Origin of the sequence: Klebsiella sp. BIGb0132, assembly GCF_024810075.1 — a bacterium.
Classification (GTDB): Bacteria; Pseudomonadota; Gammaproteobacteria; order Enterobacterales; family Enterobacteriaceae; genus Klebsiella; species Klebsiella terrigena.
Map to the genome: position 1 here is coordinate 181571 of NZ_JANUDW010000003.1, position 13471 is coordinate 195041.

12 protein-coding genes are annotated in these 13471 nt (G+C 58.1%); 3 read left to right on the top strand and 9 right to left on the bottom strand.

Translation table 11 applies throughout. The features are described 5' to 3' along the window. Window positions 1-54: 54 nt before the first annotated feature. The 6 genes from apaH to lptD all read right to left on the bottom strand — a co-directional run bounded on the left by apaH (window position 55) and on the right by lptD (window position 6965). Window positions 55-903, bottom strand: a complete 849-nt coding sequence (gene apaH, locus M2416_RS12395; protein WP_076946413.1) for a bis(5'-nucleosyl)-tetraphosphatase (symmetrical) ApaH — start codon at window positions 901-903, stop codon at window positions 55-57. A gap of 4 nt (window positions 904-907) precedes the next feature. Further along, complete coding sequence (apaG, locus tag M2416_RS12400; protein WP_041144010.1) at window positions 908-1285, bottom strand: Co2+/Mg2+ efflux protein ApaG; 378 nt, start codon at window positions 1283-1285, stop codon at window positions 908-910. Between the two features lie 2 nt (window positions 1286-1287). Next, window positions 1288-2109: a 16S rRNA (adenine(1518)-N(6)/adenine(1519)-N(6))-dimethyltransferase RsmA gene (gene rsmA, locus M2416_RS12405; RefSeq protein ID WP_041144011.1), complete on the bottom strand. Its 822-nt coding sequence runs from the start codon at window positions 2107-2109 to the stop codon at window positions 1288-1290. Then, window positions 2106-3095 carry a 4-hydroxythreonine-4-phosphate dehydrogenase PdxA gene (pdxA, locus tag M2416_RS12410; protein ID WP_041144012.1) on the bottom strand — a complete coding sequence of 330 codons (990 nt, stop codon included), beginning with the start codon at window positions 3093-3095 and terminating at the stop codon, window positions 2106-2108. The genes rsmA and pdxA overlap by 4 nt, the downstream gene beginning before the upstream one ends. Window positions 3096-3278: 183 nt before the next feature. Next, window positions 3279-4565 carry a peptidylprolyl isomerase SurA gene (gene surA, locus M2416_RS12415; protein WP_041144013.1) on the bottom strand — a complete coding sequence of 429 codons (1287 nt, stop codon included), beginning with the start codon at window positions 4563-4565 and terminating at the stop codon, window positions 3279-3281. Between the two features lie 54 nt (window positions 4566-4619). Beyond that, a complete protein-coding gene (gene lptD, locus M2416_RS12420; RefSeq protein WP_076946412.1) occupies window positions 4620-6965 on the bottom strand; it encodes an LPS assembly protein LptD in 2346 nt (781 codons plus the stop codon). Window positions 6966-7209: 244 nt separating this feature from the next. Here lptD and djlA point away from each other — a divergent pair, with 244 nt between their 5' ends. Then, the gene (gene djlA, locus M2416_RS12425; RefSeq protein ID WP_041144015.1) at window positions 7210-8037 is read left to right on the top strand and encodes a co-chaperone DjlA; all 828 of its coding nucleotides are present in this window, start codon (window positions 7210-7212) and stop codon (window positions 8035-8037) included. A 30-nt stretch (window positions 8038-8067) separates the two neighbouring features. Here the strand turns inward: djlA and M2416_RS12430 are convergent, their stop codons facing one another. Both M2416_RS12430 and M2416_RS12435 read right to left on the bottom strand, forming a co-directional pair. Beyond that, window positions 8068-8766, bottom strand: coding sequence for a response regulator (locus M2416_RS12430; protein WP_041144016.1), 699 nt, complete (start codon window positions 8764-8766; stop codon window positions 8068-8070). After that, a complete protein-coding gene (locus tag M2416_RS12435; RefSeq protein ID WP_123552716.1) occupies window positions 8756-10381 on the bottom strand; it encodes an ATP-binding protein in 1626 nt (541 codons plus the stop codon). The genes M2416_RS12430 and M2416_RS12435 overlap by 11 nt, the downstream gene beginning before the upstream one ends. Window positions 10382-10667: 286 nt before the next feature. On the opposite strand from M2416_RS12435, the gene M2416_RS12440 reads away from it, so the two are divergent. Both M2416_RS12440 and citX read left to right on the top strand, forming a co-directional pair. Then, window positions 10668-12035: a 2-hydroxycarboxylate transporter family protein gene (locus M2416_RS12440; protein ID WP_259224210.1), complete on the top strand. Its 1368-nt coding sequence runs from the start codon at window positions 10668-10670 to the stop codon at window positions 12033-12035. Between the two features lie 168 nt (window positions 12036-12203). Then, the gene (gene citX / locus M2416_RS12445) at window positions 12204-12692 is read left to right on the top strand and encodes a citrate lyase holo-[acyl-carrier protein] synthase (RefSeq protein ID WP_259224211.1); all 489 of its coding nucleotides are present in this window, start codon (window positions 12204-12206) and stop codon (window positions 12690-12692) included. A 114-nt stretch (window positions 12693-12806) separates the two neighbouring features. On the opposite strand, the gene rluA is transcribed toward citX, so the two are convergent. After that, window positions 12807-13466 (bottom strand): bifunctional tRNA pseudouridine(32) synthase/23S rRNA pseudouridine(746) synthase RluA, encoded by a 660-nt coding sequence (gene rluA / locus M2416_RS12450; RefSeq protein ID WP_241722290.1) that lies wholly within the window; start codon window positions 13464-13466, stop codon window positions 12807-12809. Window positions 13467-13471: the final 5 nt, after the last annotated feature.

Consider the following 13471-nt stretch of genomic DNA (forward strand, 5'->3'; position numbering starts at 1 on the left):
GGGAACAGGGCTTCTCAGATTATCCGGATAGCGCGCAGCTATCCGGGATCTTTCTCAGGAGGCGACCGCCTCACCCTCATGCAGATCCTTCTGCCGGTTCGACGGCTGGGTGAAGTACGCCTTGTCTTCCCAGCGCAGGCAGGTGAGATCGCCCCCCCAGCAGCAGCCGGTATCCAGGGCATAAATGCCCTCAGGCGTCCCGCGCCCCTCCAGCGAAGCCCAGTGGCCAAAGGCTATGCTGTACTCGTTCGCTACCGGTCCGGGGATGGTAAACCACGGCTTCAGGGGCGCCGGGGCGTCCTCCGGCGCTTCTTTGGCATACATATCCAGCTGCCCGTTCGGGAAACAGTAGCGCATGCGGGTAAAGGCGTTGGAGATAAAACGCAGTCGCGCAAGGCCGCTCAGCTCGCTGCTCCAGTTGTTGGGCATGTCGCCATACATAGCGTCGAGGAAGAACGGATAGGAGTCGCTGGAGAGCACCGCTTCAACGTCGCGCGCGCACTGCAGCGCCGTTGGCAGATCCCACTGCGGCGTGATGCCGGCATGGGCCATCACCAGCTTTTTCTCTTCATCAATCTGCATCAGCGGCTGGCGGCGCAGCCAGTTGAGAAGCTCATCGGCATCCGGCGCTTCCAGCAACGGCTTGAGGCGATCTTTCGGCTTGTTGCGGCTAATGCCGGCGAAGACCGCCAGCAGATGGAGATCGTGATTGCCGAGGACAATACGCACGCTGTCGCCCAGGGATTTTACGTAGCGTAAAACCTCCAGCGAGCCCGGGCCGCGGGCGACCAAATCGCCGGTGAGCCACAGCGTATCGCTGCCGGGAGTAAACGCAACCTGCTTTAATAATGCGATCAGTTCATCGTAGCAACCGTGAACGTCGCCAATAAGGTATGTAGACATGGTTTTAGTGAATGAGCGTTGGTACTGCGAGACGGAAAACAGGGATGTCGACGGAGAACGGCGCACCGTTCACGTCGATCATAGCGTAATGTCCCTGCATGGTACCCAGCGGCGTTTCAATAACCGCGCCGCTGGTGTATTGAAACTCCCCGCCAGCGGGAATATGCGGCTGCTCGCCGACAACCCCTTCACCCTGAACCTCAGTCTCACGACCGTGACCGTTGGTGATAAGCCAGTAGCGGCCAAGTAGCTGAACCTGACTCCGCCCCAGGTTGCGGATGGTGACGGTATAAGCGAAGACGTAACGATCGTTTTCCGGAGAAGACTGCGATTCGATATAGACGCTTTGTACCTGTACACAAACTCGGGGCGAATTGATCATGGTTAGCTCTCCTTGGTGGGCGAGTTTTCAGTTAACCAGTTAGCTAGCTGACAATACTGCGCCACGGAAATATTCTCTGCACGTTTCGCCGGGTCGATGCCCAGCTCGGTCAGCACTTCAACGCTGAACAGATTGCCGAGGCTGTTGCGAATCGTTTTCCGGCGCTGGTTGAACGCTTCGGTGGTGATTCGGCTCAGTACGCGAACCTCTTTGACCGGATGCGGCAGCGTGCGATAGGGCACCAGGCGCACCACGGCGGAATCGACTTTAGGCGGCGGCGTAAAGGCGGTCGGCGGGACTTCAAGCACCGGGATTATCTGGCAGTAATACTGCGCCATGACGCTCAGTCGACCATACGCCTTGCTGTTCGGACCGGCAACCAGGCGATTGACGACCTCTTTTTGCAGCATAAAGTGCATGTCGGCAATGGCATCAGTATAGCTGAACAGGTGGAACATCAGCGGCGTGGAGATGTTGTAAGGCAGGTTGCCGAACACGCGCAGCGGCTGACCCATGTTCTGCGACAGCTCGCCGAAGTTCATGGTCATGGCATCCTGCTGATAAATGGTCAGCTTTGGCCCTAAGAACGGGTGCGTTTTCAGGCGGGCGGCCAGGTCGCGGTCCAGCTCGATAACGGTGAGCTCGTCCAGACGTTCGCCTACCGGCTCGGTCAGCGCGGCCAGGCCCGGGCCGATTTCGACAATCGCCTGACCTTTCTGTGGATTAATGGCCGAGACAATACTGTCGATCACAAACCGATCGTTGAGAAAGTTTTGCCCGAAGCGTTTACGGGCTAAGTGGCCCTGATGGACTCGATTATTCATTGCGTATTAACAATCATTTTAATGGCGAGATTAAGCGCCGTGATAAAACTGCCGACATCCGCTTTCCCCAGGCCCGCCAGTTCCAGCGCGGTACCGTGGTCAACGGAGGTTCGAATAAAGGGTAAACCGAGCGTAATGTTCACGCCACGGCCGAAGCCCTGGTATTTTAGCACGGGAAGACCCTGATCGTGGTACATCGCGAGCACCGCATCGGCGTGGTCGAGATATTTGGGCTGAAAAAGGGTATCAGCCGGCAGCGGCCCGCTGAGATTCATCCCCAGGGCGCGCATCTCTTCCAGCACCGGAATGATGGTGTCGATCTCTTCCGTGCCCATGTGGCCGCCTTCTCCCGCGTGCGGGTTCAGGCCGCAGACCAGCACGTGCGGATGGGCAATGCCAAACTTGTGCCGCAGATCGTGGTCAAGGATGGTGATGACTTCACGCAGCAGGTCGGGGGTAATGGCGTCACTGATCGCTTTCAGCGGCAGATGCGTGGTCGCCAGCGCGACGCGAAGCTCCTCCGTTGCCAGCATCATCACCACTTTACTGGCCTGCGCCCGCTCTTCGAAGAACTCGGTATGTCCGGTGAAGGCGATCCCAGCGTCGTTGATATTGCCTTTATGGACCGGCCCGGTAATTAATGCCGCAAACTCACCGTTCAGGCAGCCGTCGCAGGCGCGCGCCAGGGTTTCCACCACGTAGCTGCCGTTGCGCACGTCCAGCACGCCGGGCGTTACCGGGGCGTTCAGCGTGACGGGAAGCAGGGTCAGGGTGCCGGCGCGCTGCGGGGCGGCGGGGCGGGACGGGTCGTAGGGCTGAAGCAATAAAGGAAGACCGAGCCGTTGGGCTCGGTCAGATAACAGTGCGCCATCGGCGCAAACCACCAGTTCAACCGGCCAGTCGCGCTGCGCAAGCTGCGCGACGAGGTCAGGGCCAATCCCGGCAGGTTCCCCGGGAGTGATGACAACACGATTCATACACTTCATCCTTCAGGCTATTTCCTGGTTGGCTACGCCGTTGGCGGTTCATCCATGAGCCTTGCCCGTTTGGGGCCGTCGCAGGCAACGTTAAGGTCAGCGGCATCGCCCCGTGGGCTCATCGGTCGGCCCGGGGGCGCTATGCGCTTGCCGCCCGATACGCGTGGAACGTCTGGCGTATCGGGCGGTAAATTAGTTACTCAGAACTTTGACGTAAGCGCTGGCGCGCTGTTCCTGCATCCAGGTTGCCGCTTCTTCCGAGAACTTACGGTTCATCAGCATCCGGTAGGCGCGATCTTTCTGCGCCGCGTCGGTTCTGTCAACCTGGCGGGTGTCCAGCAGCTCGATCAGATGCCAGCCGAAGGAGGAGTGCACCGGAGCGCTGGTCTGGCCTTTGCTCATGTGCATCAGCGCATCGCGGAACGCCGGGTCGAAGATATCGGTGGTTGCCCAGCCCAAATCGCCGCCCTGGTTAGCAGAGCCCGGATCTTCAGAAAACTCTTTCGCTGCTTTAGCGAAGGTGGTTTTCCCGCTCTTAATGTCCGCTGCAATCTGCTCCAGCTTGGCCTTCGCCTGGGCATCGTTCATGATCGGCGACGACTTCAGCAGAATGTGGCGAGCGTGGACTTCGGTCACGGAGATATTCTTGCTTTCGCCGCGCATATCGTTGATTTTCAGGATATGGAAGCCAACGCCGGAGCGGATCGGGCCGACGATGTCGCCTTTCTTCGCGGTGCTCAGCGCCTGGGCGAAGATCCCCGGCAGCTCCTGAATACGACCCCAGCCCATCTGGCCGCCTTTCAGCGCCTGCTGGTCGGCAGAGTAGCTGATCGCCAGCTTGCCGAAGTCCGCGCCGCTGCGCGCCTGCTCAACGATAGAGTTCGCCTGCTCCTGCGCGGCAGCAACCTGGTCAGAGGTTGGGTTTTCCGACAGCGGAACCAGGATGTGGCTCAGGTTGAGCTCGGTGCTGGCATCGTTCTGATCGCCAATCTGTTTTGCCAGAGATTCAACTTCCTGCGGCAGCACGGTAATGCGGCGACGCACTTCGTTATTACGCACTTCTGAAATCAGCATCTCTTTGCGGATCTGATTACGGTAGGTGGCGTAGTTCAGACCGTCATAGGCCAGACGGCTGCGCATCTGATCCATGCTCATGTTGTTCTGCTTCGCGATGTTGGCAATCGCCTGATCGACCTGGTCGTCAGAGATTTTCACGCCCATCTTCTGGCCCATCTGCAAAACAATCTGGTCCATAATCAGTCTTTCGAGGATCTGATGACGTAGGGTGGCATCATCCGGCAGCTGCTGGCCGGCCTGGCCGGCGTTAAGCTTAACCGATTGCATCAGGCCATTGACGTCGCTTTCAAGAACAACGCCATTATTGACGACAGCCGCTACTTTATCGACCACCTGTGGGGCAGCGAAACTGGTATTCGCGATCATGGCGATACCGAGAAGCAGCGTTTTCCAGTTCTTCATACTTTTTCCATTTCAATTAACCGCAAATGCGGATTACGTTTTAAACCAGCCACATCACAGGGAGTTCTGGTACGGTAAAATGTTCGAACGCAGCATCTGCTGGGTGCCGAGACCGTAGTTGGAGCTCAGGCCGCGTAGCTCAATGTTGATGCCAAAGGTGTTATCGTATTTGCTCTCGCCGTTGCCGCTGTTATCCCAGCCGTTGATCTTACGTTCATAGCCGAGACGAATCGCGTAGCAGCAGGAGTTATACTGGACCCCTAACATCTGGTTGGCGCTCTTTTTGGTATTGGTATCAAAGTAGTATGCGCCGACGACGGACCAGCGATCGACTACCGGCCAGCTGGCGGTCATACCCACCTGAGAAATACCGTTTTTGTACTGCTCAGCGGTTGAATACGAAGGCAGCGTGGCCTGAATGTATTCCGGGCTGGCGTAACGATAGTTAAGTTGGACTAAGCGGTTTTCGTCGCGACGGTATTCAACGGTGCCGTTACCGGTTGCGACGTTATCCAGACGTGTATCGTACTGAATTCCCCCGCGTAAACCCCAGTCATCGGCGATGCGCCAGTAAGTATCTCCGGCCCAAACCAGTGAACCTCTTGTGTCGTTATTCTCCCAGTTGATGTTGTCATCACCGGTACGTGACTCGGTGAAATAATAGATTTGACCAACGGAAATATTAAAACGTTCAACGGCGGCTGCATCATATACGCGAGACGTGACGCCGGTGGATACCTGGTTTGCGGATGCAATACGGTCCAGGCCGCTGTAAGAACGGTCGCGGAACAGGCCGCTGTAGTCCGATTGCAGCAGGGTGGAGTCGTAGGAACCGATGTGGCTCTGGTCGCGATACGGGATGTACAGGTACTGCACGCGCGGTTCCAGAGTCTGGGTAAAGCTCTCCTGCATATCGCGCTCGAAGACCATTTTGCCGTCGATTTTGAACTGCGGCATCACGCGGTTAACGGACTCTTTGTAGTCCGCGTTGTTCGCCGCGTTGTAGTCGTCGAGGTTGCTCTGCTGGTAGTGGGTCGCCAGCAGCTTGGCTTCGGTATTGATGCTGCCCCAGCCGTTAGACAGCGGCAGGTTGATCGTCGGCTCAAAGTGGACGCGGGTCGCTTCCGGCATGTTGCCGTTAGTATTAACGAAGTGCACCGCCTGACCATAAAGATGGGTATCAAACGGACCGACGTCGTTCTGGTAGTAGTTAACGTCCAGCTGCGGCTGAGCGGCATAGGAGTTGCTCGAATCGCGGTTAAAGACCTGGAACTGTTTGGTCGACACGGTGGCGTCGAAGTTCTGGTTGACGTAGCCGGCGCTGAATTTCTGCGTGGCGTAGCCGTCGGTACTGGAACCGTATTTCGAGCTGAAATCGTTAAAGTAGTCCGGATCGCTGACCTTGGTGTAGTCGGCGTTAAGGCGCCACACCTGGTCGATGACCCCGGAGTGGTTCCAGTAGAACAGCCAGCGGCGGCTGTTGCTGTCGCTGGAGTGATCGTCCTGGTAGACCTTATCGGATGGCAGGTAGTCAAACTCGAACAGGCCCGTGCCGGCTTTGGTCAGATAGCGGAATTCGTTTTCCCACATCACGCCGCCGCGCTTGTTCATATAGTGCGGCGTCAGGGTGGCGTCGAAGTTAGGCGCGATATTCCAGTAGTAAGGAAGCGAGAACTCCACGCCATTTTTGGTGCTGTATTTGGCGTTAGGGATCAGGAAGCCGGAACGCCGCTTATCCCCGACCGGCAGCTGCAGGTAAGGGCTGTAGAAAATCGGCACCGAGCCGAGCTTAAAGCGCGCGTTCCAGATCTCCGCCACCTGCTCTTCGCGGTCGTGGATAACTTCACTGCCGACGACGCTCCAGGTGTCAGAACCCGGCAGACAGGAGGTAAAGCTGCCGTTTTCCAGAATGGTGTAGCGGTTTTCACCGCGCTGTTTCATCAGATCGGCCTTGCCGCGGCCCTGCCGGCCGACCATCTGGTAGTCACCTTCCCAGACATTGGTATCTTTGGTGTTCAGGTTTGACCAGCCTTTCGGGCCTTTCAGGATCACCTGATTATCGTCATAGTGAACGTTGCCCAGCGCATCGACGGTGCGCACGGGCTGAGGCTGGCCCGCTGCCTGCTGCTGATGAAGCTGAACCTCATCCGCCTGAAGACGGCTATTCCCCTGATTAATATCGACGTTACCCGTGAATGTGGCATTATCCGGATAGTTGCCCTTCGCATGATCGGCATCGATCGTCACCGGCAGCTCGTTAGTTTTACCTTCAACGAGGGGACGATTATAGCTTGGGACGCCAAGCATACACTGCGTGGCGAGATCGGCAGCGAGGCCCTGTTGGCTATACAAGGCGCTGGCAATCATGGTGGCCAGGAGGCTGGGAATACGTTTTTTCATACGTTGTATTTGTTGTTCCGTCATCTTGTGGCAGCGGCTTGCAAACGGTCAGAGCCTAACGTACTCATCTTCATCGCGCTAGTGTTAATCCTGCCCGTTTCAATCCCGAGCGTTAGGCACCGTGTAGAATGACGAGTATGATAAAGCAAATTATAGGCTATGTCCCACAATTGACCGAAGCGTCAGTGCTTTGTAACGTGCGGTCATATATAGCTTAACTGGCGGCATAAAGTTTGGGGAGTCTATGCAGTATTTGGGAAAAATAATTGGGGTTGCGGTTGCGCTGATGATGGGTGCGGGCTTCTGGGGCGTGGTGCTGGGCTTATTAGTCGGCCATATATTCGATCGCGCGCGCCGTCGGCGGATCAACGTTTTTGCTAACCAGCAGGAGCGACAGTCGCTGTTCTTTTCCACCACCTTTGAGGTGATGGGCCATCTGACCAAATCGAAAGGACGCGTGACCGAAGCCGATATCCACGTCGCCAGCATCCTGATGGATCGCATGAATCTACACGGCGAGTCGCGCACGGCGGCACAGCAGGCGTTTCGCGTAGGAAAATCAGATGATTACCCGCTGCGCGAGAAAATGCGTCAGCTGCGCAGCGTCTGTTTTGGCCGTTTTGATTTGATTAGGATGTTTCTGGAAATTCAGCTGCAGGCGGCCTTCGCCGACGGCGAATTACACCCTAACGAACGTGAAGTTCTGTTCGTCATCGCCGACGAGCTGGGGATCTCCCGCGCCCAGTTTGAGCAGTTCCTGCGCATGATGCAGGGCGGAGCCCAGTTTGGCGGCGGCTCGCAGCAGCACTCCTCCAGCCAGGGCCGCGGTCAGGCCGGCTGGCAGCAGGCGCAGCGCGGACCGACCCTTGAGGACGCCTGCAACGTGCTGGGCGTGAAGCCGACCGACGACGCGGCAACCGTCAAGCGCGCCTACCGCAAGCTGATGAGCGAGCACCATCCGGATAAGCTGGTGGCGAAGGGCCTGCCGCCGGAAATGATGGAGATGGCGAAGCAGAAGGCTCAGGATATTCAGAAGGCCTGGGAGCTGGTCAAAGAGCAGCGCGGCTTCTGATTTACCGACCTCTCCCGCCGGGGAGAGGTTTCAGGACGGGCTCCTGGCGCGGCGGTACATCCGCCGCGGATGGCCAATTTTACCGTACAGCATTTCCACTTCCAGAAAGCCCGTTTCCACGCAGTGCTCCAGGTAGCGGCGGGCGGTCGTTTTACTCAGGCCGGCGTCGTTCACCACCTCATCGACCGAAAAGCAGTGCGCTTCCCGCCCGTTAAACAGGTTCTGCACCAGCGCCAGCGTTTTTTCCTCAATCCCTTTGCTGCCGCTATCGGCGCGAAAGTTTTTCGCCTGCAGCTGGTACAGCGAATCAACGTTTTGCTGATCGACAATCTTCCACTCCCGCTGCTGGTCGTAAAACTGAACGAAGCGCTCGAGAGACTGGCTCAGCCGTTTCCAGGAGACCGGCTTCAGAATGTAGTCGAAGGCCCCGTTGCGAATGGCCAGGCTGCAGGTTTCCATGTCGCTGGCGGCGGTAATAAAGATAACCGAGCAGTTGGCGCTGGCCAGCAGCGGGTCGGTCATCAGCGTCACCCCCTTACCGTCGGGTAAATAGTTGTCGAGCAGCACCAGCTGCGGCGGGCTGGCGTTGAGCATCTGCCGCGCCTGGGTGAGCGAGGCGGCCATGCCTGCCAGCCGCATGCGCGGGTGTTTTTGAATCAGCTCGGCGTGCAGTCGCGCCAGCTCGCTCTCATCTTCGACGATCAGAACATCGACCAGGTCATGATGCATAGTGTGCCCCTTGTGGCGGGTGGGCCGGACCGTCGGCGGGAATAAACAGCGTAAAGATGGCCCCGCGCGGCGTGTTATCGGCAACCTCGATGGTGCCGCCAGCCTGAGTGACATAGTGTTCAATAAGATACAGGCCGATGCCGTGATCGCCACGGGTTTTAGTGGTGACGCCGCGTTCGAAAATTCGCTCGCGGATCTCCGGGCGGATGCCGACGCCGCGATCGGCCACTTCAATCATCAGCTCCCGGGCGTTGAGCTGAATCAGCACCTCTACCGGCTCGTGCGGCAGCTCGGCGCGCTGGGTGGCTTCGATGGCGTTATCCAGCAGGTTGCCGATAATCGAGATGAGCTCTGATTCGATTAGCGACGGCAGCGGTCGGTCGATGTGGCAGGCGGGGTCGAAGCTCAGCTCGACGCCTTTCTCGCGCGCCCGGGCGGCTTTACCCAGCAGCAGGCCGCAGAGCGTCGGCGAGCTAAAGCGGGATGAAATAAAGTCCAGCAGCTCCTGGGCATGCTCCGACTGCGCCTGAATATAGCGAATGGCCTCGTCGTAGTGGCCCATGTGCAGCAGGCCGGAAAGCGTCGTCATGCGGTTCAGCTGCTCATGGCGCATGATGCGCAGGTTATCGACATAGCGTTTCACCTGGCTGAGCTGGGCGCTAAGGGAGTTGATTTCGTCCCGGTCGCGGAAGGTGATCACCCAGCCTTGCAGCGAGTTTTCCAGCATGATGCGTACCCGGCTGGCGAGGACGGTGAGCTGGTTGAAGCGGCATAGCTCGTCGTGCGTGTCGCTTTCCAGCATCTCGCCGCTGGCGAAAAACGGCTGCGGTACGATGACGCTATCGATCGACTGCCCGCGCAGCCGGTGTGCGGGCTGGGTCAGGCCGAGCAGGCTGCGGGCGGCGTGGTTAATGACCTTGATGCGGCGGGTGTGGTCGATAACGATAACCCCTTCATAGATCGATTCCATCATCGCCTTTTGCTGGCGCACCAGCAGGCCGATTTCCCGCGGCTCGAGGGAGAAGATCTGCTTCTTGATGCTGCGGGTGAAGTACCAGGAGAAGATAAACAGCGCAACCAGCAGCAGCACGGCGGCGACGAAGATATTGATGACTTTTTGCAGCGTAATGCTGTCGAGGTAGCTGGTCAGATAGCCAACGGAAACAATCCCCACCACCCGCCCCGCGTCGTCACGCACCGGCGCCTTGCTGCGCAGCGAAATTCCGAGCCCGCCTTTGCGGATGGTGGTAATGGTTTTCCCTTCCAGCACCGCCTGATTATCACCGCCAACCAGCCGGGTGCCGACCCACTCCGGGTGCACGGAGTGGAACAGATGCACGCCCTGCGCGTCGCCAATAACAATAAAGCTGGCGTCGCTGTGGGCGGCGATTTCCTGCATAAAGGCGTTTATCGCCTGCGGATCCTTGCGGGCAACCTGCTGGCGTAAATTGGGCATCAGGGCGATCTCTTCGGCCTGTATTTTGGCGCGGGTGCTCATTTCCTGATAAAGCTGATGGCTGGCATCGAAATAGTAATACACGCCCAGCAGGGCAAAGAGGATCGAGAAAAATGCCACCAGGGAAATAAACAGCTTAAATTGAAAGGAAACTTTCATAGGCCTTGTACAGAGTCTCAGTAAGGCGGGCAAGTCACGAGCGGCCGCTTACGCCGGGGTCAGGGAACAGAATCGATCCGCGAAGCCTATTTATAAATGATCTCCAGGGCTGCGACAAAAAACCATAAAAACCACGCTAATAAATCAGAGATATATCACGCCGGGAATAGAAACCATAAAAACCATAGTGCCCATTAAAACTTCATTTTTAATCTGGCAACCCTCACATTAAGTCGGCTTATTCCCCCCTAGTCTGAAGATGAATAATAACTAAAGGGCTAAACCTATGAGCACCACTGACGAAGCATTCTCTGCGACCCTCGACCCCATCGATACCCCAAAGGCCACGCTGAAGCAGCGCTGGTGGCACGTTATGGACAACCGCAAAGTCGGGATTATCCCGCTGCCGCTGTTCCTGCTGGCCGGGGGCTTAATTGCTCTGGACTGTCTGGGCGGCAAGCTGCCGAGCGACATTGTGGTCATGGTGGCGACGCTGGCCTTTTTTGGCTTCGCCTGCGGCGAGTTTGGCAAGCGCCTGCCGGTTCTCGGCAAGCTCGGCGCGGCGGCGATCTGCGCGACCTTTATTCCCTCGGCGCTGGTTCATTACGGCCTGCTGCCGGACGTGGTGGTGGAATCCACCACCAAATTCTACAAGTCGACCAATATTCTCTATCTCTACATCTGCTGCATTATCGTCGGCAGCATTATGAGCATGAACCGCACCACGCTGATTCAGGGGTTCCTGCGCATTTTCTTCCCGATGCTCTGCGGTGAGGTTGTCGGCATGCTGGTTGGCGTTGGCGTCGGGACCGCGCTGGGCCTGGAGCCGTTCCAGGTCTTCTTCTTTATCGTCCTGCCGATTATGGCCGGCGGCGTAGGGGAAGGGGCGATACCGCTGTCGATTGGCTACGCCGCGCTGATGCATATGGACCAGGGCGTTGCGCTGGGCCGCGTCCTGCCGATGGTCATGCTGGGCAGCCTGACGGCGATTGTTATCTCCGGCAGCCTGAATCAGCTGGGCAAGCGCTTCCCGCATCTGACCGGCGAAGGCCAGCTGATGCCGAACCGCAGCAACGAAACGCATCATGAAAGAGTCGGTGACGAAAGCTCTGACGGCAAAACGGACGTGGCGACGCTGGCGTCCGGGGCGCTGCTGGCGGTGCTGCTCTATATGCTGGGGATGCTGGGGCAAAAGATGATTGGCCTGCCGGCGCCGGTGGGGATGCTGTTCCTGGCGGTGCTGCTGAAGCTGGCTAACGGCGTATCGCCGCGCCTGCAGGAGGGCTCCCAGGTGGTGTATAAGTTCTTCCGCACGGCGGTGACCTATCCGATTCTGTTTGCCGTTGGCGTCGCGATTACGCCGTGGCAGGAGTTGGTGAACGCCTTCACTATCACCAATCTGCTGGTGATTATCAGCACCGTTTCCGCGCTGGTGGCGACCGGGTTCTTCGTCGGTAAAAAAATCGGTATGCATCCGATCGACGTGGCGATTGTCTCCTGCTGCCAGAGCGGCCAGGGTGGGACCGGCGACGTGGCGATCCTCACCTCCGGCAACCGCATGAACCTGATGCCGTTCGCCCAAATCGCCACCCGCATCGGCGGAGCGATCAATGTCTCTCTGGGCCTGCTGTTTCTGAGCCACTTTATGGCGTGATTTAGTTCTGTGCTAACAGGAAAAACTGCTATTTCCCACCACGGGACGAAGAAAATTTCTTTGTCCTGTATCCTAAATTCTGTGCATTTAGCGATACAATCAGCAGCGAAATCCGTTATCGCGACGGCCCCTGCCGCCGTTATTTTATTCAGTGAAGGAGAGGAATTAATGTCCGTGGATACTCCCGCCCGTGCGGGCGCCAGCGTTGAAAATCTGCTGGCGGTGAAAGCGCAGCGTGAAGCTCGTCAGAGCGAGTTGTTAACCCATTATCAGCAGCCGGTTATTTCGCTTACCCTGGTGACGCCGGGCGCGGAGAAAGACAGCATCCGCTATCGCAACATGATGGGCGTGGCGCTGCAGGCTTTCGATCAGCTGCTGTGGAAACACCGCTGGCAAACGCTGGACCGCCAGGTTAAGTGGCTGCCAACCGGGCCGGAAGCGCTGTGGTGCGTTGAGCACTCGGCCAGTGAAATTAACGCGCTGTGCGCGGAGCTGACGCAATCCCATCCGCTGGGGCGTTTATGGAATATCGAAGTGATTTGCCCGACGGAGGGCCTGCAGGGCCGCTCGTCTGCCGCTGAGAGCAACGATCGCCACCCGCAGCAGTCGGCCGCTCACGTAGAGCAGATGATTGACGCGTGGTTTGCCCGCGACTAACGGATGATAGCGTGAGGAGCCCGTTCCTGCTGCGCTTAGCGCAGGGGCGGAGAGGGTAGCCCGGGCAAGGCGTTTAAACCGTCGCCCGGGAAATCAGAAGTTAGCAACCCGCCGTCAGAAGTCGACCGGCGCGCGGAAGGTCATCGCGTTGCCGAAAGCGGGATGGGTGATGGTCAGCATCTCCGCGTGCAGCAGCAGGCGTGGGGCCATGGCCAGCGCTTCCGGCGTCGCATAAAAGCGGTCGCCGAGAATCGGATGACCGAGGGCCAGCATATGCACGCGCAGCTGGTGCGAGCGCCCGGTAATCGGCTTCAGGCGCACGCGGGCGCTGTTATCGTCCGCGTACTCCAGCACCTCATACTCGGTTTGCGCCGCCTTGCCGGTTTCGTAGCACACCTTCTGCTTAGGCCGGTTCGGCCAGTCGCAAATCAGCGGAAAATCCACCAGACCTTCTGCTTTCTGCGGGTGACCCCACACGCGGGCGACGTACTGCTTCTTCGGCTCACGCTCGCGAAACTGACGCTTCAGCTCGCGCTCTGCCGCTTTGGTCAGCGCCACCACAATCACGCCGCTGGTGGCCATATCCAGCCGGTGAACCGACTCGGCCTGCGGAAAGTCGCGCTGCACGCGCGTCATCACGCTGTCTTTATGCTCCTCCAGGCGCCCCGGCACGGACAACAGGCCGCTCGGCTTGTTGACCACCATAATGTGCTCATCCTGATAGAGGATGACCAGCCAGGGATCCTGTGGCGGATTGTAGTTTTCCATCGCCATATTCG

Coding starts and splice junctions, on each gene's coding strand:
- lptD (WP_076946412.1), bottom strand. CDS start 6,965: ATGAAAAAACGTATTCCCAGCCTCCTGGCCACCATGATTGCCAGCGCC.
- M2416_RS12430 (WP_041144016.1), bottom strand. CDS start 8,766: ATGCATCATGACCTGGTCGATGTTCTGATCGTCGAAGATGAGAGCGAG.
- apaG (WP_041144010.1), bottom strand. CDS start 1,285: ATGATCAATTCGCCCCGAGTTTGTGTACAGGTACAAAGCGTCTATATC.
- pdxA (WP_041144012.1), bottom strand. CDS start 3,095: ATGAAGTGTATGAATCGTGTTGTCATCACTCCCGGGGAACCTGCCGGG.
- djlA (WP_041144015.1), top strand. CDS start 7,210: ATGCAGTATTTGGGAAAAATAATTGGGGTTGCGGTTGCGCTGATGATG.
- citX (WP_259224211.1), top strand. CDS start 12,204: ATGTCCGTGGATACTCCCGCCCGTGCGGGCGCCAGCGTTGAAAATCTG.
- surA (WP_041144013.1), bottom strand. CDS start 4,565: ATGAAGAACTGGAAAACGCTGCTTCTCGGTATCGCCATGATCGCGAAT.
- rluA (WP_241722290.1), bottom strand. CDS start 13,466: ATGGCGATGGAAAACTACAATCCGCCACAGGATCCCTGGCTGGTCATC.
- M2416_RS12440 (WP_259224210.1), top strand. CDS start 10,668: ATGAGCACCACTGACGAAGCATTCTCTGCGACCCTCGACCCCATCGAT.
- M2416_RS12435 (WP_123552716.1), bottom strand. CDS start 10,381: ATGAAAGTTTCCTTTCAATTTAAGCTGTTTATTTCCCTGGTGGCATTT.
- rsmA (WP_041144011.1), bottom strand. CDS start 2,109: ATGAATAATCGAGTCCATCAGGGCCACTTAGCCCGTAAACGCTTCGGG.
- apaH (WP_076946413.1), bottom strand. CDS start 903: ATGTCTACATACCTTATTGGCGACGTTCACGGTTGCTACGATGAACTG.